This window comes from Streptomyces sp. NPDC052023 (assembly GCF_044548465.1).
In the GTDB taxonomy this organism is placed as follows: Bacteria; Actinomycetota; Actinomycetes; order Streptomycetales; family Streptomycetaceae; genus Streptomyces.
The window spans coordinates 525,677-542,348 of sequence record NZ_JBIUBW010000001.1; the positions used below are offsets into that span (position 1 = coordinate 525,677).

Annotated in this window: 19 protein-coding genes and 1 tRNA gene; 10 read left to right on the forward strand and 10 right to left on the reverse strand. The window is 72.0% G+C overall.

What is annotated here, in order from left to right:
• Positions 1-141: 141 nt before the first annotated feature.
• Entirely contained in the window at positions 142-1,071 is a 930-nt protein-coding gene (locus ACIHCM_RS02440; protein WP_399887945.1) for a ketopantoate reductase family protein, read from the forward strand.
• A 37-nt stretch (positions 1,072-1,108) separates the two neighbouring features.
• Here the strand turns inward: ACIHCM_RS02440 and ACIHCM_RS02445 are convergent, their stop codons facing one another.
• From ACIHCM_RS02445 to ACIHCM_RS02455, 3 genes are read right to left on the reverse strand one after another with little or no spacing between them, the layout of a single operon-like run.
• Positions 1,109-1,474, reverse strand: a complete 366-nt coding sequence (locus tag ACIHCM_RS02445; protein ID WP_399887947.1) for an iron chaperone — start codon at positions 1,472-1,474, stop codon at positions 1,109-1,111.
• A 10-nt stretch (positions 1,475-1,484) separates the two neighbouring features.
• A complete protein-coding gene (locus ACIHCM_RS02450; RefSeq protein ID WP_399887949.1) occupies positions 1,485-2,312 on the reverse strand; it encodes an NAD(P)H-binding protein in 828 nt (275 codons plus the stop codon).
• Entirely contained in the window at positions 2,309-2,740 is a 432-nt protein-coding gene (locus ACIHCM_RS02455; protein WP_399887951.1) for a nuclear transport factor 2 family protein, read from the reverse strand. The genes ACIHCM_RS02450 and ACIHCM_RS02455 overlap by 4 nt, the downstream gene beginning before the upstream one ends.
• A gap of 137 nt (positions 2,741-2,877) precedes the next feature.
• Between ACIHCM_RS02455 and ACIHCM_RS02460 the strand changes: the two genes are divergently transcribed.
• Together ACIHCM_RS02460 and ACIHCM_RS02465 are read left to right on the forward strand one after the other, a co-directional pair.
• Positions 2,878-3,468 (forward strand): TetR/AcrR family transcriptional regulator, encoded by a 591-nt coding sequence (locus tag ACIHCM_RS02460; protein ID WP_399887953.1) that lies wholly within the window; start codon positions 2,878-2,880, stop codon positions 3,466-3,468.
• A gap of 126 nt (positions 3,469-3,594) precedes the next feature.
• The gene (locus tag ACIHCM_RS02465; RefSeq protein ID WP_399887954.1) at positions 3,595-3,930 is read left to right on the forward strand and encodes a hypothetical protein; all 336 of its coding nucleotides are present in this window, start codon (positions 3,595-3,597) and stop codon (positions 3,928-3,930) included.
• 147 nt (positions 3,931-4,077) lie between these two features.
• Here ACIHCM_RS02465 and ACIHCM_RS02470 read toward each other — a convergent pair whose 3' ends face one another.
• The 4 genes from ACIHCM_RS02470 to ACIHCM_RS02485 form a co-directional block, all read right to left on the reverse strand.
• Positions 4,078-4,626 carry a DUF1062 domain-containing protein gene (locus ACIHCM_RS02470; protein WP_399887956.1) on the reverse strand — a complete coding sequence of 183 codons (549 nt, stop codon included), beginning with the start codon at positions 4,624-4,626 and terminating at the stop codon, positions 4,078-4,080.
• 203 nt (positions 4,627-4,829) lie between these two features.
• Positions 4,830-4,964 (reverse strand): hypothetical protein, encoded by a 135-nt coding sequence (locus ACIHCM_RS02475; RefSeq protein WP_399887958.1) that lies wholly within the window; start codon positions 4,962-4,964, stop codon positions 4,830-4,832.
• Between the two features lie 108 nt (positions 4,965-5,072).
• A complete protein-coding gene (locus tag ACIHCM_RS02480; protein ID WP_399887960.1) occupies positions 5,073-5,900 on the reverse strand; it encodes a zinc-dependent alcohol dehydrogenase family protein in 828 nt (275 codons plus the stop codon).
• A gap of 194 nt (positions 5,901-6,094) precedes the next feature.
• A complete protein-coding gene (locus ACIHCM_RS02485) occupies positions 6,095-6,370 on the reverse strand; it encodes a hypothetical protein (RefSeq protein ID WP_399887962.1) in 276 nt (91 codons plus the stop codon).
• Positions 6,371-6,873: 503 nt separating this feature from the next.
• Here ACIHCM_RS02485 and ACIHCM_RS02490 point away from each other — a divergent pair.
• Both ACIHCM_RS02490 and ACIHCM_RS02495 read left to right on the forward strand, forming a co-directional pair.
• Positions 6,874-7,074, forward strand: coding sequence for a hypothetical protein (locus ACIHCM_RS02490; RefSeq protein ID WP_399887964.1), 201 nt, complete (start codon positions 6,874-6,876; stop codon positions 7,072-7,074).
• Positions 7,075-7,476: 402 nt separating this feature from the next.
• Entirely contained in the window at positions 7,477-8,121 is a 645-nt protein-coding gene (locus ACIHCM_RS02495) for an SMI1/KNR4 family protein (RefSeq protein WP_399887966.1), read from the forward strand.
• 612 nt (positions 8,122-8,733) lie between these two features.
• Here the strand turns inward: ACIHCM_RS02495 and ACIHCM_RS02500 are convergent.
• Positions 8,734-8,808, reverse strand: a tRNA-Val gene (locus ACIHCM_RS02500).
• A 214-nt stretch (positions 8,809-9,022) separates the two neighbouring features.
• Between ACIHCM_RS02500 and ACIHCM_RS02505 the strand changes: the two genes are divergently transcribed.
• The 5 genes from ACIHCM_RS02505 to ACIHCM_RS02525 all read left to right on the forward strand — a co-directional run bounded on the left by ACIHCM_RS02505 (position 9,023) and on the right by ACIHCM_RS02525 (position 13,169).
• A complete protein-coding gene (locus ACIHCM_RS02505; RefSeq protein ID WP_399887968.1) occupies positions 9,023-9,916 on the forward strand; it encodes a DUF4097 family beta strand repeat-containing protein in 894 nt (297 codons plus the stop codon).
• Positions 9,917-9,993: 77 nt separating this feature from the next.
• Entirely contained in the window at positions 9,994-11,379 is a 1,386-nt protein-coding gene (locus ACIHCM_RS02510; protein WP_399887970.1) for a hypothetical protein, read from the forward strand.
• Positions 11,380-11,531: 152 nt separating this feature from the next.
• Positions 11,532-12,116, forward strand: coding sequence for a DUF4383 domain-containing protein (locus ACIHCM_RS02515; RefSeq protein WP_399887972.1), 585 nt, complete (start codon positions 11,532-11,534; stop codon positions 12,114-12,116).
• Between the two features lie 9 nt (positions 12,117-12,125).
• Positions 12,126-12,347, forward strand: a complete 222-nt coding sequence (locus tag ACIHCM_RS02520) for a zinc ribbon domain-containing protein (RefSeq protein WP_399887974.1) — start codon at positions 12,126-12,128, stop codon at positions 12,345-12,347.
• Between the two features lie 81 nt (positions 12,348-12,428).
• Positions 12,429-13,169 carry a DedA family protein gene (locus tag ACIHCM_RS02525; protein WP_399887976.1) on the forward strand — a complete coding sequence of 247 codons (741 nt, stop codon included), beginning with the start codon at positions 12,429-12,431 and terminating at the stop codon, positions 13,167-13,169.
• A 103-nt stretch (positions 13,170-13,272) separates the two neighbouring features.
• Here the strand turns inward: ACIHCM_RS02525 and ACIHCM_RS02530 are convergent, their stop codons facing one another.
• Both ACIHCM_RS02530 and ACIHCM_RS02535 read right to left on the reverse strand, forming a co-directional pair.
• On the reverse strand, positions 13,273-14,100 hold the full coding sequence (locus ACIHCM_RS02530) for an HAD family hydrolase (RefSeq protein ID WP_399887978.1): 828 nt from the start codon (positions 14,098-14,100) through the stop codon (positions 13,273-13,275).
• Positions 14,100-16,664, reverse strand: a complete 2,565-nt coding sequence (locus tag ACIHCM_RS02535; RefSeq protein WP_399887980.1) for a phosphoribosyltransferase — start codon at positions 16,662-16,664, stop codon at positions 14,100-14,102. The genes ACIHCM_RS02530 and ACIHCM_RS02535 overlap by 1 nt, the downstream gene beginning before the upstream one ends.
• Positions 16,665-16,672: the final 8 nt, after the last annotated feature.

The following is a 16,672-nucleotide window of genomic DNA, read 5'->3' on the forward strand; positions in this document are numbered from 1 at the left end:
CAGTCTCACCCCGTCCGCCCCCGTGCGTCTCGCAGTCCGTACCTCCCGGTCCGAAGCGGCGCCACCGCCGGGCCCGCCCGCCTGTCATGATCGGCTCCCAGGCGGCCACCCTCCGGGGCCGACCGGCAGGAGGAGCGAGACATGGCGTACGGCAAGGACACCACTCCCACCACACCGCGCGATCTCACCGTCGCCGTGCTGGGCCCCGGCGGCGTGGGCGGTCTGCTGGCCGCCCTGCTCGCCCGCGCGGGCCATCGGGTGATCTGCCTGGCCGGCGACACCACGGCCCACACCCTGCGCACCACCGGCATCCACGTCCGCAGCTCCCGTCACGGCGAGTTCACCGTCCCCGTGGAAGCCGACACCGAACTCCGTGAACCGGTCGACGCCTGCCTGATCACCGTCAAGGCCACCACCCTCGACGCGGCGCTGCCCCGCGTCCCCGCCCCCGCCCTCGGCGGCGCCGTGCTCGTCCCCTTCCTCAACGGCGTCGAGCACCCCGCCCGCCTCCGCTCCCGCTACCGCCCCGGCCAGGTCGCCCCGGCCGTCATCCGCGTCGAGTCGACCCGCGTGGCCCCCGGCGAGATCGAGCACACCAGCCCCTTCGCCGAGATCGACCTCACCGGCGGCCCCGTCCCCCGCCCCCGCCTCGACACACTGGCCGCCGCCTTCGCCGGCGCCGGCCTCACCACCCGCGTCCTGGACGACGAGGCGGCCGCCCTGTGGGCGAAGATGTCGTTCCTCGCCCCCTTCGCCCTGCTCACCACCCGCTACGCCCGCCCCCTCGGCGACATCCGCGTCCACCACCGCGACGAACTCACCGCCCTGGTCGCCGAAACGGCCGCCGTCAGCCGCGCCTGCGGCGGCCCCGCCGACCCGGCCGAGGCACTCGCCCGCTTCGACGCCTTCCCGCCGGGCACCAAGTCCTCCATGCAGCGCGACGCCGAGGCAGGACGGCCGCTGGAGCTGGACGCGATCGGCGGCGCGCTGCTGCGCGCGGGCGAGCAGCACGACGTACCCACCCCCGTGGCGGCGAAGCTGGTGCGGGAGTTGCGGGCAGCCGGCCACTGACACCCCGCCGGCGCCACATGGGACCCCGGCGCAGCGATCAGCAGACCTGCCCGGGCCCGGCGGCCGTCGCCTTCAGCAGATCACGCACCAGCTCGAAGTCGATCAGCTCGGGCTTGCGGAAGCGCAGGCACCCCTTGCCCATGTCCTGCGCGGCGAGCCGTTCCTCGAAGGCCTCGCGGACGTCGCCGCGCATCAGATAGAAGGAGATGTACTGCTTCTGGCCGGCGAAGGCGATCTCGGCGGTGCCGTCCCGCTCATAGGCGGGCATCCCGTACGCCATCACCTCACGGAACCCCGCCAACTCCCCGACGCACAGCGCCCGCAGCCGGCTCAGCGCCTCCCGGCGCTCCTGCGGCACCTCGGCGAGATACGTGTCGACGTCTTCGGCCTTGCTCTGCACCATGACCCCGAGCCTACCGACGTACGGCGCGCTCCACATGGGTCCGGAAGTCACGCGGCGGACGGCCGGTGAGGCGCAGGACGGTACCGGTGGTCCGGTCCTCCGCGCCCTCGGCGATCGCGCGATCCATCCCGGCGAGCATGGCGGCGAACTCCTGCGGCATGCCGGCCGCCAGGCGTTCGCGCATCTCGTCGTACGTCAGCCGCTGGTGGGTGACCTCACGCCCGGTGACCTCGGTGAGGACCGCGGCGACGTCGGCGTGGCTGAGCGCCCGCGGGCCGGTGACGACGAGGTCGGTGCCGGGTGCCTCGGCATCGGTCAGGGCGTGCGCGGCGACGGCCGCGATGTCGTCGGCGTCCACGAACGCGACCCGCCCCTCGCCCGCCGCGGTCCTGATCACGCCCTCTTCGCGGATCGTCCGGGCGTGCAGGTGGTGGCCGGTGAAGTTCTGCATGAACCAGGACGGCCGCAGCACCGCCCACTCCTCGAACAGCGAGGGCAGCGCCTCGTGCACCTGCCCCACGGCCGGGCCTCCTGGCGGGATCGCCGAGGAACTGAGCAGCACCGCCCGGCGTACGCCCGCCACCCGGGCCTTCTCCAGGAAGGGCAGCATGATCTCGGCGGGCGTGGCGGTCCCGACGGGCGGGACGAGGTAGACCCGGTCGGCGCCGTCGAGCGCGGCGTCGTGGGTGCTGGGGTCGTACCAGTCGAAGCGCACCGTCCCCGGCCCGCCGGGGGCCCGCCGGCCGGCCGCCCTGACCCGCACTCCCCGCGCGGCCAGTTGTGCGCACACGCGGCTGCCGGTGGTGCCGGTCGCTCCGATCACCAGAGTCGTCGTCATCGGCCGTCCGCCCTCGCGAAGTCGGCCGCGCCGCCCTGGGGCAGGGCGAGCGGGTTCCAGTAGTCGCGGTAGTGCGTGATCCGGCCGTCGGCGACCGTCACGACGGCGATGTACGTCATGTCGAAGGGCGCTCCGCTCTTCACCAGCCGCCCCACGCCCCGCATCTCGACCACGACGGTCCTGACGTCGTCGGTCCGGTGGATCTTCACATCGGCGAAGTCCTGGAGGTCGATGTGGTCGGGATAGTCACGCATGTACGCGGCGACGGCGGCCTTGCCCTCCAGTCGCCTCGGCCATCCCTGGGGCGCGAACGGGAACTCGAACACCCCGTCCTCGGCCCAGAGGTCGACCCACGCGGGGATGTCCTTGTCGAGCAGCAGCCGCAGACCGTGTCGGTACAGCTCCGCCGGTTGCACGGGTGGGGTCATGGGAGTCCTCTCGGATACGATGGCGGCTTATACGGACCGCAGGTCCGCTTACCGCGCCGGCCACAATACGGACCGCTGGTCCGCTTAGCAACCCGTCAAAGCCGTCGACCCGCCCGCACGACCCTGGAGGATGTGGCGTGCCCGAACGCAAACCCCGCGCGGATGCCGCGCGCAACCGCGAGGCCGTCCTCGCGGCAGCCGACCGGCTGTTCGCCGAGAGCGACAGCCCGGAGCAGGTCACCATGGCCCACATCGCGACCGCCGCCGGCGTCGGCAAGGGCACGCTGTTCCGTGGCTTCGGCGACCGCCCGGGCCTGATCCGCGCCCTGTACGAGGCGCGCCTGGAACCGATCCGCCGCGCCGTCGCGGAAGGGCCCCGCCCCCTCGGCCCCGGCACCCCACCCCGGGAACGCGTTCCGGCTCTCCTCGACACCCTCCTGAGCTTCAAGCTCGACCACCGCCACCTCTCCCTGGCCCTGGAGGAGGCGGGCGCCGGCAGCAGCCCGTACCGCACCCCGCACTACGACTGGTGGCACGCCACACTCCGGGACACCCTGGACCGGCTCCCTGGCTTCACCGGCAGCGACTTCACGGCACACGCCCTGCTGGCCGCGGTCCGCGCGGACCTCGTCGACCACCTGGCGGGCCCGCGGAAGCTCTCCCGGGGGCATCTGCGAACCGAGCTGGCCGCCTTCACGGCGAGGGTCCTGGGCGAGACCAGCCCCTGACCCGACCCGCCCGGTTGACTCACCACCCGCAGCTCACGGCCCCACGCCTCCCGCACGTACACCCGTTCGCATGAACAACGGCGACCGACTCGCCACGCTAAATCGAACAGGCGTACCATTGCGGCCGTGGCGACGACCTATGACTTCCCTAGCGACCTCCGTGCCGGTCAGGAGGAGCTGCATCAGGTCCGGGCCGAGCTGACGGCCCTGCTGAAGCGGCTCCCCTGGTCGGTCGAGCCCCTGGACGGCTTCAGCGACGCGGGCGGCTGGCGCAAGATCGAACGCCCCGCCTCCCCCGGCTGGACGGCCGACGAGCAGGCAGAGGTCGAGAAGCTCCGCCGCCGCGAACGCGAACTCGCGATCTTCGTCACCACCCACCGCTACTGGTCGGAAGTAACGGGCCCGGACCGCGTGGACGCCCGAGCCGAACTGAAGCACTCGCAGGGCCCCGCACCGAGCTGACCTCAGCGGAACCCGCAGCAGCCGTACCCGCCTCGCCGGCGCCAACGCCGACTACCGATGCCTGAGCGCCTGGTGAGCGCCCCCGGTTGCCCGGCGACCAGGGCGGTCCGGCCGCAGTCGCCGGACCGCCCTGGCCCCGAGCGGGGTTCAGCGCTTGAGCGTGAAGGTGAAGTCGCCGGAGAGCTTGCCGTTCAGCCGGACTGCCGAGACGAGCTTCCCCTCCGTGATCAGTCTCCCGGCCTCGGCCCGCGAAAGCGCGCAGCCTTCGGCGATCAGCCGCACCGGCCGGACAGGGATGCGCGCCGCGAAGCGCACCGAGACGTCGATCACCTCGCGATCCAGATGATCCGCTCCCCCGGTGTCGAGGCGCCAGGCGTCGCCCCAGTCGAGGGCGATGCGGTTACGGCGCCGCACGACCGGGTCCCGGAGCAGCTCGGCTGTCAGCCCGGGGTCGTTGTCGTGCAGCCGGTCCAGCAACTCGGGCCGTACGGAGCGCACATTGACCCGCTCCAGGACCGTGAGCTTCGCCGTCTCCCCGCACGTGGAACACAGCACGAGGAGCCAGGCGTCGATGAGCTTGTGGTTCGCGTTGACACGGAACTTGCCGCTTGCCCGGAAGCGCCCGGACACGCATGCGTGGCAACGGCGGAGAACGAGCGGCAGGCAGGTGGGCATGACCACCCAGGTGAAGAGCACAGAAGTACACCGGTTCCAGTGAGAAATCCGCAGCAAAAAGGAGCGCGGCGCAGCTGCGCGACGCGCGACGATTCAGCGCTTGGGAGGTCTCACACGGTGTACAACGGCAGGCCTTTGGCTGGACGACTTGGCTCGGCTGCACGGTAACGGCGCACGGCGGCGCCGCTCCACCGGTTTTCGAGCCCGTCGGGCAGGGCCGTTGCCTACGCGGCCTGTTCGTCCCGGTCGTCTTCGAAGACGAGAAGTGGTTTGCCGCCATGTGCGGGTGCTTCGGCGAGAGCGATGGCTTCCGTGAAGCGTTCCAGCGGGAAGGGCTGACCCTGGGGAACGCTCAGCACCTCGTCAGTGACGAGACTGCGGACCCGGGACAGCGCCTGCAGCGCATCCTCGGGCGAGGCGGCGCCGAACCAGCGGTTCAGCCAGAAGCCACGGACCCTTTTGGTCTCCTAGATGACCGAGCGTGCCTGCAGCGGGATCGTCAATGCCGCCGGGTCGGTATGCCGATGGGTGGACAGCGCCCCGTACACCACGGCCTCTCCCCCAGGAGCCAGCGCCTGGGACACCTGGGCTCCCACGGGCCCCGCCACGCAGTCGACGGCCTTGCGCACGCCGGCCGGACCAGCTGTCTCGGCCACCCGCTGCAACAGGTCCTCGTCCTCGGTGCAGATGACCTCGTCGCCACCGAACGCCTTGGTCTCCTCGACGGCGTCGCGGCGCCGCACGACATTGATCGTGCGAATGCCCAGATGCCGGGACAGCTGGATGACGAGCCTGCCGACGGTGGAGCCCGCGGCCGTCTGCAACAGCCAATCACCCGGCTGTGCGTCGGGTTCGTGGGTCACCAGGAGCAGCGCGGTCAGCGGATTGACGGCGAGCTGGCAGGCGCTGGAGTCGCTCAGCCGGTCGGGGACCGGGACGATCCGTCGGATGTCGGCGACACGGTATTCCTGCCAGGTGCCGGACACAGGGGGTCCGGGTACCGCCGGGACCGCGGCGACCACCACGCGCTCGCCGATCTCCGGACCCTCGGTGTCCGGGCCCAGGGCCTCCACATGGCCGACGCATTCCATGTGGCCCCCGACAGTGGGAAATTCGGGGGAGAAACCGTAGCGGCCGCGCAGCACGTGCAGATCACTGGCGTGCACCGGCGTCGCCTTCACACGGATCAGCGCCTGACCGGCTTGCGGCGTGGGAACAGGCCGGGATTCCAGCCGCAGGACATCGGTGGGCTCGCCGACCTTCGCGGCCACGAGCGCGCGCATGGAGTGAGGCATGAGTGACCTTTCGTCTCCCGATGCCCGCCGGAATCCACGGGCGTTGCGGACAAGAACCCGTGTTACTCAGCATGGGCGCTGCGTATGAGGCCCGCGAGGCGAGGCGAGGCGAGGCTCGGCGCCGCGCCCGGCGACGACTGCCCGGCGGCGGAGCGGCCTGATGTCACCGGCCTCGACCGTCCGCATCGGCACCTCTAACGCGGTTCGTGGGCCGCCGCCCGGCAGGCACCGGTCGCGGCGCCGCCCGCCACTCCGGCCCCGGTCAGCCCGGTCACGCAACCTTGCAGGTCTCCGACCACGCCACGGCCGCAGGCCGCTGTGACGGAGTCGGACGCGGTGGCACCGGCCAGCTCGGCCATCCGCGTACAGGCGGGGATGTCCGCCCGAACCGCGGGGGCGGCGAGGACCGCACCGCCGAAGGTGAGCGTCAAGCCGGCGACGGCACCGGCGATACGGGTCTGCGTACGCATAGGACACACCTGCCTCATGGGTTGGCCACGCGGTCCTGGTTCCGGCGGGCCGGATCAACGTGCTCAGGCCGCATGGCGACGCTCGATGAGTGGCACCTCCGGCCGGCGGGTTCACAGACTGACCGCACGATGCTGCGTCGCATCCTTTGAGCCGCCCCAAAACCTGGCGCCAGACCGAAGGACAGGGCCCCGGACCGCACGAGACGGAGACGCACTCGGACCTCCACTCGCTCCCGGGCCCCTCACTCCAGCGTCGCATCCCCTCCCCCGCCCGTCCTGGGCACCGAGGGTCCGCGCCGAGTTGCGGAACAACGAAGAGACCACTCCTCCCTGACGGGATGGCTTTTTCGCTCCATGCCTGTTCAACGGGTCGCGTCACCGACCCCGCATCCGACAGCAATTTCACCCGAATGGCGCAGCATAACGCGCCACCCATCACCCACCTGGGCGAAGATCGAACGGACTAGTGCCCCAACCGAGGCAACTCTTGAAAGGGGAACCACATGCGCATTCGACGAATCCTCGCCGCCGTCTTCACCACGGCAGCCCTCGCCGGACTCGGCCTCACAGGAGCCGCCACCGCACAGGGTGCCCCCTCCGTCGTCACCCCTTCCGAGTGCAGGCAGGGCGGCGGAACGCCCGCGATCAACGAGGAGGGCAACTACTGCAAGGGCGGCACGCAAGACGGGGAGCAGATCGACTAGACCCTTCAAGGCGCGCCGCGGGGCGCTCGCGCGCAGGGGCCGGGGAAGCCACCGGGACTGCGCCGACCCGCCGGGCACGCCAGACCCGAGCCGGCCGGTCCCCCTGGGCCAGGCCGAGGCCTTAACGCCTACGGTCGGCCGGTGTACCACCCGTACGAAGGCAGCCGAGCTGCTCACCACGCGGCAGGCTCTCGACGAACTGGGCGGCATCACCCGCCGCAATGCCTACCGCTGACGGGAGTTGCACCTCACACCGGCCTGCATCCGGCTGCCGAACGGTGAGTTCGGGCTCCGCGTGCACGCGGAGCCCGGCCGGTAATGCGGCCCGTGTGCGACGGTCGCAACGAGTTGCCGAGGCCGGTCCTCGGGAGTTGTCGGCACCGGGTGGCAGGATGCCGTGTCATGACCACACCGATCAGTGAGTCGTGGACACGCATCGAGGACTGGCTGGCCGGGCACGCCCCGGCGACCTACGCCGCGCTGGCGCCGCCCGCGGATCCGGCGGACATCGCCGCGATCGATCGCGTCATCGGCCGGCCACTGCTGAAGCCCTTGGTGAGCTCGCTGTTGCGGCACGACGGTCTCCTCGACCAGCGGGGCTCACTGCTGCCAGGGTTCTACAGACCGATGAGTGCACGCGAGATAGCGGCTGCGTGGCAACTTCTCACCGGCTTCCACGACGAGCGCACGATGGATGAGATGGGACAAGAGGCGGACAACGACTTCATGAAGATCGGGACCAGCAGCGTCCTGTACGGACACCCGCAGTTGATCCCCATCGCGCGAGCCGTCGGCGGGGGTCATCTCGTGCTGGACCACCGTCCCGAGATCGACCGGGGGCGCGTCCACGAAGCCGAGGCCGTGGAAGGCATCATGCGCGTATCGCACGAGATGTGGACGTCCCTGCCGCTACTGATGGAGGCGATCGCCACGTCTCTTGAGACCTCCCAGCCCGTGAACGGTTACACGCCGGTGGTGGACGAGGAACAGAGGCTGCGCTGGGACTTCGTGCCGCTGCGCAGTGACCGGACCTTGCATCGGTCATGACACAGCAGCGGAAAGTGAGAACGGTGGAATCTCAAGGGCGAGTCAACGGCGGGACGTCGCCCATCGGCGGAAGGCGGCGCCCCGCCGGGGACAGGTTCCGCCGAGGCCTGTGGCCTCCTCACCTGACCACCCGGTGGCACAGCAGGACGATGCGTGGCGCGTGATCCGTCTGGACCAGCGGCTTCCTGTTGGTCACCTCGTGGGCCTTCGGAAAGAAGCGGTCAGCAGCCCTCCTCCTCAACCCACCACTTTCCCCAGCTCCCAGTCCGCCGTCGACCCACACACCGTGGAGCGGGTGTGGTTCCCGGCGTCCAGGTGGAGCACGCCGCTGTGCGAACGACCCGGACGCGCACGCCCCTATCGGCCCGCAGCCGGGTACGGCGCCCCTCCCTCCCGGTGCCGGCCGATCCCCCGCCGGAGGGCGGCGTCTCCGCCGCAACAACTTCCACCAGATCGCCGACTACGCCGACGGGCAGATCCGGAAGGTGAAGCGGCCCCCACGCGGCCCATCTGGCACGCGACTGGCACGGCAGCCCGAACCGCCGACAAAGATCAAGGCCCAGATCCCCGGGTACTTACCCGCTGACCTGGGCCTTCGATATGTCCTGCAACTGGTGGGCGCGGACGGTTTCGAACCGCCGACATCCGCCTTGTAAGGGCGGCGCTCTACCGCTGAGCTACGCGCCCAGGACGAGTCGACAGCCTACCTTGCCGGAGGCAGTGCCCTGCAATCCCGTATTGCCGCGGCGTCCGAGGGCCGGGGGATATCCCCACCCCGGATGCGGGAGCGGACCGGATCCCCTGGTGACGGGCGGGTCCGTACGGTCGAGTGGTCGCCTTCCCGGCCGCTGCCGCGGCCCGGCCGGAAGGCGTTCCGCAGACCGCCGCAGGGGGAGATCTCATGGCCCGTACCGTTTCCGTGTCCGCTTCCGTGTCCGCCCGCACCGCCGCCCTGGCCGGGGCCGTCATGGTCGTCGTCGCGGGTGTCACCGGCTGCGCGGCCGCCGGGGACGACCAGGAGCCCGAGCGGCGGTCCTTCCCGTTGCGGGGCTCCACGCTCACCGTGGACTCCGACGACTCGGCCCTGGAACTCGTCACCTCGGACGCGGCCCCCGACGGCCGTGTCCAGGTCACCCGCTGGTTCGAGGGCTCGGTCGTCATGGGCAGGGATCCCGAGGTGACCTGGGCCATGGACGGTGACCGGCTGGTCCTGCGGTTGAGGTGCTCCGGCTTCGTCGCCGACTGCGCCGCCAAGCACCGCATCGAGGTGCCGCGCGGCGTCGCCCTCGAGGTCAAGGACGGCGACGGCAGCGTGCGCGCCGGCGGCTTCGAGGAGGCGCTGGACATCCGTACCGGCGACGGCTCGGTGCGCGTCCAGGACGTCACCGGTGCCGTGCGGGTGCACAGCGGTGACGGTTCCGTCCGCGTCGACGACGCCACCGGCGCCGTGCGGGTCTCCACCGGCGACGGGTCGGTGCGCGTCGGCTCCGCGAGCGGACCGCTGGACCTGCGCACCCAGGACGGTTCCATCCGCGCCGACGTCACCTCCCGCCAGGTCCGCACCCACACCTCCGACGGCTCCACCCACCTCGAACTGGGCGCCGTACCCGACCTGGTGGACTCCAGCAGCGGCGACGGATCCGTCACCGTCTCGGTGCCCCGGGCCACCTACCGCGTGACGACCGAGACCGGCGACGGCGGGGTCGAGGTGTCCGTGCCCCGCGACGACGCCGGCCGCCACATCGTGTCCGTCCGTACCGGCGACGGCAAAGTCACCGTACGGACCGCGAACTAACCACCCCGTGTGTTCGTCCTTAACGGGTGGGAGAATGACACCACCGGGCAGGGCGGATGACAGCACGGGAGAGGGATGTGACGGCGACACCACCTCAGCCGGACTCGCCGTCGAGAGCGCCTGTGCGCCGCCGTGTCCCAGCGGGTGTCCGTGACGCCCTCACCCTGATGAGCCTGCCGCTGGCCGCCGCTCTCGTGCTGCCCGCCGCGTTCGCCGGCGGCGGCACCCGGCGCTGGTTCGGCGGGCGGGCCGAGAATCAGCGCGCCGAGGCGCAGGCCGCGAAGGACGCCGCCGCGGCCGCGTTCTACGAACTCGACACCGCTCAGCGCGATCTGCGCATCTCCATCGAGACGATCGCGGCCGTCGACGACTCCCCCGCCGCCCGCCGCGCGGCCGCCGACTTCGTGGCGCTCGGCCACCGCATCGACGAGGCCAGCCACCGCTACATCAACGCCGTCGACGCCCACGACCTCGACCGTGACGACCTGGAGGCCTCGGCCGCGGCCCGCGCCCGCACCGAGCTCACCGAGGCCAAGGACGAGCTCGGCCGGGTCAAGCAGGACCTGGACCGCTTCTCCGACGGCCTCGGACCCCTGCTCGGCAAGGCCGAGACCCAGCTCGCCCGCCTGGCCCCCGCCGTCGAACGCGCCCGCCAGTCCCTGCTCGCCGCCTCGAACGCCCTCGACACCGTACGAGGATCGGGGCTGAAGGCGGACGGCCTCGCCGCCCGTCTCGCCGCCCTCGCCCCCGAACTGACCAAGCTGAACCAGGGCGCCGGCCAGCACGGCGTCCCCCAGACCCTGGAACGGGCCGAGCGGGTCGCCCGGGAGGCCGAGGCCATCCGCTCGGAGGCCGAACGGCTGCCCGAGCGGGCCGCCGAGATCGACCGCCGCCTGGTCTCCCTGCGCACCCGCGCCGAGGCCCTGACCACCCGTGCCGGGCAGGTCGAGCCGGTGCTCAGTGAGCTGCGGCGCCGGTTCACGGCCGCGTGCTGGCAGGACCTGCAGCCCGTGCCCGCCCAGGCCGCGGAGAACGTCCGCCAGGCCGAGCAGAAGCTCACCGAGGCCCGGACGGCACGCCAGGCCCAGCGCTGGCCCGACGCGACCGCTCTGCTGGCCACGGTCCGGGCCCTGCTGAACTCCACCGACGAGGCCGTCTCGGCCGCCGGCGACCGCCTGAAGCGGCTGAACGCCGTCCAGAAGGATCCCCAGCAGGAAATCGACCGGACCCGCTTCGCCATCCGGGACGCCCAGCGGCTCGCCATGGCCGGCCGCAACACCCCTGATCCCCGTCACGCCCGTCCCCTGGACGAAGCCGTCGGGCGGCTGGAGCGCGCGGTCGCCACCCTGGAGGGCCGCCACCCGGACTACTGGCACTTCCTGACCGAGACGGAAGCGGTCCGGCAGGCGGTGGCCGGTGTCGTGGGGCAGATCCGTGAGGAGCGCGGGGGTCCGGCCCACTGAGCGGACCCGCTCCGGTGACCCGTCCGCCCCATGGGCGCTGAGCTGGGACGAAGCCGAGATCTCGGTTCCCTGTGTTGCCCACCGGGGCAGGGCGGGCAGATATTGAAGGGAAAGGGACGCAGGGCCTCCGCTATCGCCCTCTGGGAGGCGACATGGCCATACACGCATCGCACGGAGAAGCACGGCAGCGGATCCAGTTCGACAAGCACCTCCCCGTCGACCACCGGCTGAACCAGGTCTACCGCTTCGGTGCCGGACTCATGGGTCTGGTGCTGGTCGCCTTCGGCATCCTCGGTCTGATCGACAAGGTCGGCTTCTTCGACACCCGCGGTGACCAGGTGGCGGGCCTCAACACCAACGGCACACTGAGCGTCCTGTCGATCTGCGTGGGCGTCCTGCTCTTCGTGGGCATGGTGATCGGCGGCAACTTCGCCTCCACGCTCAACATGGTGGTCGGCATCGCCTTCATCCTCAGCGGCTTCCTGAATCTGGGGCTTCTGGACACGGACTACAACTTCCTGGCCTTCCGGATCCAGAACGTGCTGTTCAGCTTCGTGGTGGGCGTGGTCCTGATGTTCTTCGGGATGTACGGGAGGGTCGGCTCGGCTCTGCCCCACGACAATCCGTACTGGCGGGCCCGCCATCCCGACATGGTCGGGCCGGAGCCCGGGGAGCAGGGGCGTGGCGACGCCGCGGCGCGCGAGCGTTCCCTGCCTCCACCGAAGGATGCCCGTTAACCTGAGGGCATGCCTCGCTACGAGTACCGCTGCCGGACCTGCGGCGACACCTTCGAACTGAGCCGCCCCATGGCCGAGTCCTCCGCCCCGGCCACGTGCCCCTCGGGCCACGACGACACGGTGAAGCTCCTGTCGACCGTCGCGGTGGGCGGCTCGGTGTCCGCCCCCGCTCCGCAGGCGAGCGGGGGCGGCGGTGGCGGCGGGTGCTGCGGCGGAGGTTGCTGCGGCTGACGCCCGAGCGGCTCACGACCGGGACTGCCCCGGCCTGCTTCCTCAGGGTCTCTTCAGCTTCGGTTTTCTACCGTGACCGGCATGACAGCCATCGCAGCGCAGCCGGCACCACAGTGGATCAACGAGCTCATGGAGACCCTCGGCGCACCGGGCGCCGGGCTCGCGGTGGCGCTGGAGAACCTCTTCCCACCGCTGCCGAGCGAGGTGATCCTGCCGCTGGCCGGCTTCGCCTCCAGCACGGGGCAGATGAATCTGTACGCCGCGCTGATCTGGACGACGGCAGGCTCGGTGGTCGGCGCCCTCGCGCTGTACGGCGTGGGGGCGCTGCTCGGGCGGGACCGCACGCTGGCGTTGGCGGCGCGACTGCCGCTGGTGAAGGTCGCGGACGTGGAGAGGACAGAGGCCTGGTTCGCCCGGCACGGGACGAAGGCCGTCTTCTTCGGACGGATGATCCCCATCTTCCGCAGCCTGATCTCCGTCCCGGCGGGGGTCGAGCGCATGCGCCTGCCGGTGTTCCTCGGCCTCACCGCACTGGGCAGCGCGATCTGGAACACCGTGTTCGTCCTCGCCGGCTACGCGCTGGGTGAGAAGTGGACCGAGGTGACCGCCGTGGTGTCCACGTATTCGAAGGTCGTCCTCGTCCTGGCCGCGGTGGCGGTCGTGGCCTTCATCGGCGTACGGCTGCTGCGCCCGGGCGGCGGCGTGAGGAGGCGGGGACGGCACGACGACCAGGGTTCCCGCGGCACAGCAGGTGCGGGCACGGGCGAGGGGCAGGCGCGGCAGACGCCGGCGTCCCGCTCGCGGGTGCGATCGAGTCGATAGCGCCTGCCGCGGAAGACCGCCGCACGGCCGGTGGCACCCGCACGTCCGGTGCCACCCACTCGGCCGGCAGCAGCCCCACCACCCTCGCCATACGCCCGCTCCCCTACGCCCGCTCCCCTACGCCCGCTCCCCCCGCCACGCGCAGGAACTCCCGCAGGATGCGTTCGCCCGCCAGTACCCCGCGCTCGGGCAGAGAGGTGATGTCAGGGGCGGTCCAGCCGCTGTCGGCCAGTTCACCGTGGTTCGGGCGCCAGCCCCTGTCCGCGGCGAGCAGGAGATCCGCGTCGAGAAGGGAGTCGCCCGCGGCCAGGACGAGGTCCGCGCCGGTGCGGCGGGCGACCTCGTGCACGGCGGCGCTCTTGGTGAGCGGCTTCGGCACGGCGTAGACCTTGCGGCCCTGGAGGGAGACCGTCCAGCCCCGGTTCTCCGCCCACACCGCGAGCTCCTTGACCCAGTCCTCGGGCAGCAGTTCACGCTCGACGACGAGGTAGGCGAAGAGGTCGTCGGCGACGCGGTGCTTGCGCACCCAGACGGGGTCGGCGGCGGTCAGCAGGTGTTCCTGCACCTCGGCGAGCGACGCGCACTCGTCGGCGAGCCGCGACTGCACGCTCGCGTGCCAGACGGGATCGGACACACCGTCGACCAGCAGATGCCCGCCGTTGGCGCAGATCGCGTACTTCGGCGTGGGGCCGGGGAGGTTGATGCGCAGGTACTGCTTGCGGGTGCGGGTCGTGGTCGGCACGAAGACCGCGGCGTCGGCGAGGTCGGTGAGCAGCCCGGCCGCCGTCTCGGTCATGTAGGACAGCGGCTTGCTCTCGTGCACCTCGACGCACAGCAGCCGGGGCGCCCGCGCGTCCGGCATGGTCAGCGCCAAGGCGGCGGAGGAGTAGATGAGCGTACGGTCGAGGTCGCTCGCCACCAGCACCGGCATCAGACAGCCACCGCCTTTCCGTCGGCGCCCGTCGCGCCCCGTGTGTACTTGGGATGGATCAACCCCACGCAGGTGTAGGGGAGTTCGGCGACCTCCTCGACCGGCACGCCTCGCTGCTCGGCCAGCAGGCGGACGTGGTCGAGGTCGGGACCCGCCCCGGCACGGGCCAGGATCTTCCAGGGCACGCGGCGCAGCAGCACACGGGTCGTCTCACCGACGCCGGGCTTGACGAGGTTCACGTCGTGGATCCCGTACTCCTCGCTGATGCGCTCGACGGCCGCCCAGCCCTCCCAGGTCGGGGTGCGGTCGGCGGACAGCAGTTCCTTCGTGGCGGCGTCCACCGCGTCCGTGACCTCGTCGAAGCGGGCGGAGATGGCGTCGAGGAAGAGGGTGGAGACGTCGGCGCCGGCGAGTTCGCGGTAGAACTTCGCGCCGTGGTAGTCGTGCGGGCCGACGAGGTCGGCGCGCAGGACGGTGCGGGATATCAGCCCGGAGACCGTGGAGTTGAGGCAGGCGGACGGGATGAGGAAGTCCTCGCGGGTGCCGTAGGTGCGGACGCAGGAGCCGGGGTCGGCGAGGACGGCGATCTCGGGGTCGAAGCCGGTGACGCCTTCCGCCTCCTCGAACTCGCGCAGCCCGGCGGCCAGTTCGCGGGTGATGGCGCCCTTGCCGGTCCAGCCGTCGACGAAGACGACGTCGCGGGGATCGTGCCGGTCGGCCAGCCAGCGCAGGGCGTTGGCGTCGATACCGCGGCCACGGACGATCGAGACCGCGTAGTGCGCCACGTCGAGGCCGTGCCGGTGCTGGGCCCAGCGGCGCATCAGGACACCGACGGGGGTGCCGGCTCGGGCGAGGGAGACGAGGACGGGGCGCGGGGAGCGCTCCGCGAGGACGGTCTCGGTCACGACGCCTGCGGCGTGGGCGATGCGGGCGGCGGAGGTCTCCAGGGCCGCGTGGAAGAGGGCCTGGTACTGCTCGCTGGGCTGGTACTCGACCGGCAGTGACTCGGCGTAGTGCGCGCCGCCGCTCTGGATGGCCTCCTCGCGCTCCTCGGTCGGCGCCTCCAGGGTGACGTCCGACAGGTCCTGGAGCAGCCAGCCGACGTCCTCGGGCGCGTAGCTGGAGAAGGCGGGGCCGCGAAGGGGCTCGGGCAGCATGGCGGGCCTTTCGGGCGCGGGCGGGGTCCCGGGGACGTACGACGGGACGACCGCGAGCAGGACGTGCGGGGTGTGCCGCGCGAGCTGGGCGAGGAGGCCGTCGGGGGCGTGCAGGGCGGGGGTGTCGCCGGCCGAGTCGACGACGGCGATCACGGCGTCGAACGCGGCACCGGCGACGTTGTAGGCGTAGCGCTCACCGGGGCCGTCGGCGGGGTTGTCGTGCGCCGGGAAGACGAGGCGGGTGCGGATGGCGTAGCCGGGGTCGTCGACCGCGAGCACGGGGGAACGGGTGGTCGTGGAGAAGCGGATCCGCGTGGAGGGCAGCAGTTGCTCCAGCTCACCCGCGAGGCGCAGGGGAGCGTACATCAGTTCCTCGAAGCCGAGGACCAGGACGCGACGGGCGCCGGAGGGCAGCGCCTCGGCGAGGCGGGCGCCCAGGGCGGGCAGGGCGTTCTCCAGCCTCGTGCGGTGGGCGGCGGTGAAGCCGTGCCGGCCGCCGTCGGGCACGTCGGCCGGCCAGCGCAGATCGACCCGTCCGATCCGCCCGCGCCCGGCGGCACCGGCAGCCGCGCGCACGGCCGCTGCCGGCTCATGCTCGGCGACCAGGGCCTGGCCCTTCTCCAGCACCCCGTCCGGGAGCCGCACCGTCCCGCGCGCCGCCGTGACCAGGTCGATGCGGGCGCCGATCTCGGTGGCGAAGTCCGTCAGGCGGTCCTGGTCGGTGCTGGAGCGCATGTCGACCAGGGCGACGACGACGTACCGGTCGCGGGGATAGCGCTCGTGGAGGGCGCCGATGGTGTTGAGGACGGTGTTGCCGGTGGAGAACTCGTCGTCGACCAGGACCAGCGGGCCGTCCCCGGCGAGGAGGTGCGGGTCCTCGGGCAGCAGGAGATGGGACGTGGCGTGCGAGTGCGACTCCTCGAAACCGCCGGCCCGGGCGACACCGGTCACGGGGCGGCGGGTGGAGTGGAGGTAGGGGGCGTGGCCGAGACCGTCGGCGACGGCGTGCCCGAGGCCGGTGGCCGTCTCGGCGTAGCCGACGACGACCGCGCGGCGCGCCCCGGCGGGGCCGAGAAGCGCGTGCACCCTGCGCCCGAGGGTGAAGCCGGAGCCGTACACGACGGACGGGGACTGTGGTACGTGCTTGCCGAGGACGTTCGACACGAGGAGGTGGGCCCGCTTGGGGTTGCGCCGCAGGGCGAGCCCGAGCATGCCGGTGAGGGTGTCGTCGCCCTCGAGCTGGACCCCGAGCCGCTCGGCGACCCAGCTCCCGGACCACACGTCGTCGCCCTGGCCGACCCGGTTCGGTGCGCCGGCCCCGTCGGACCCGTCGCTTCCGCCGGATCCGCCGGCGTTGCCGAACCCGTCGCCCCGGCCTGTGGCCGCGTCGTTCACTGCCTTGTCCATGCGTCCCT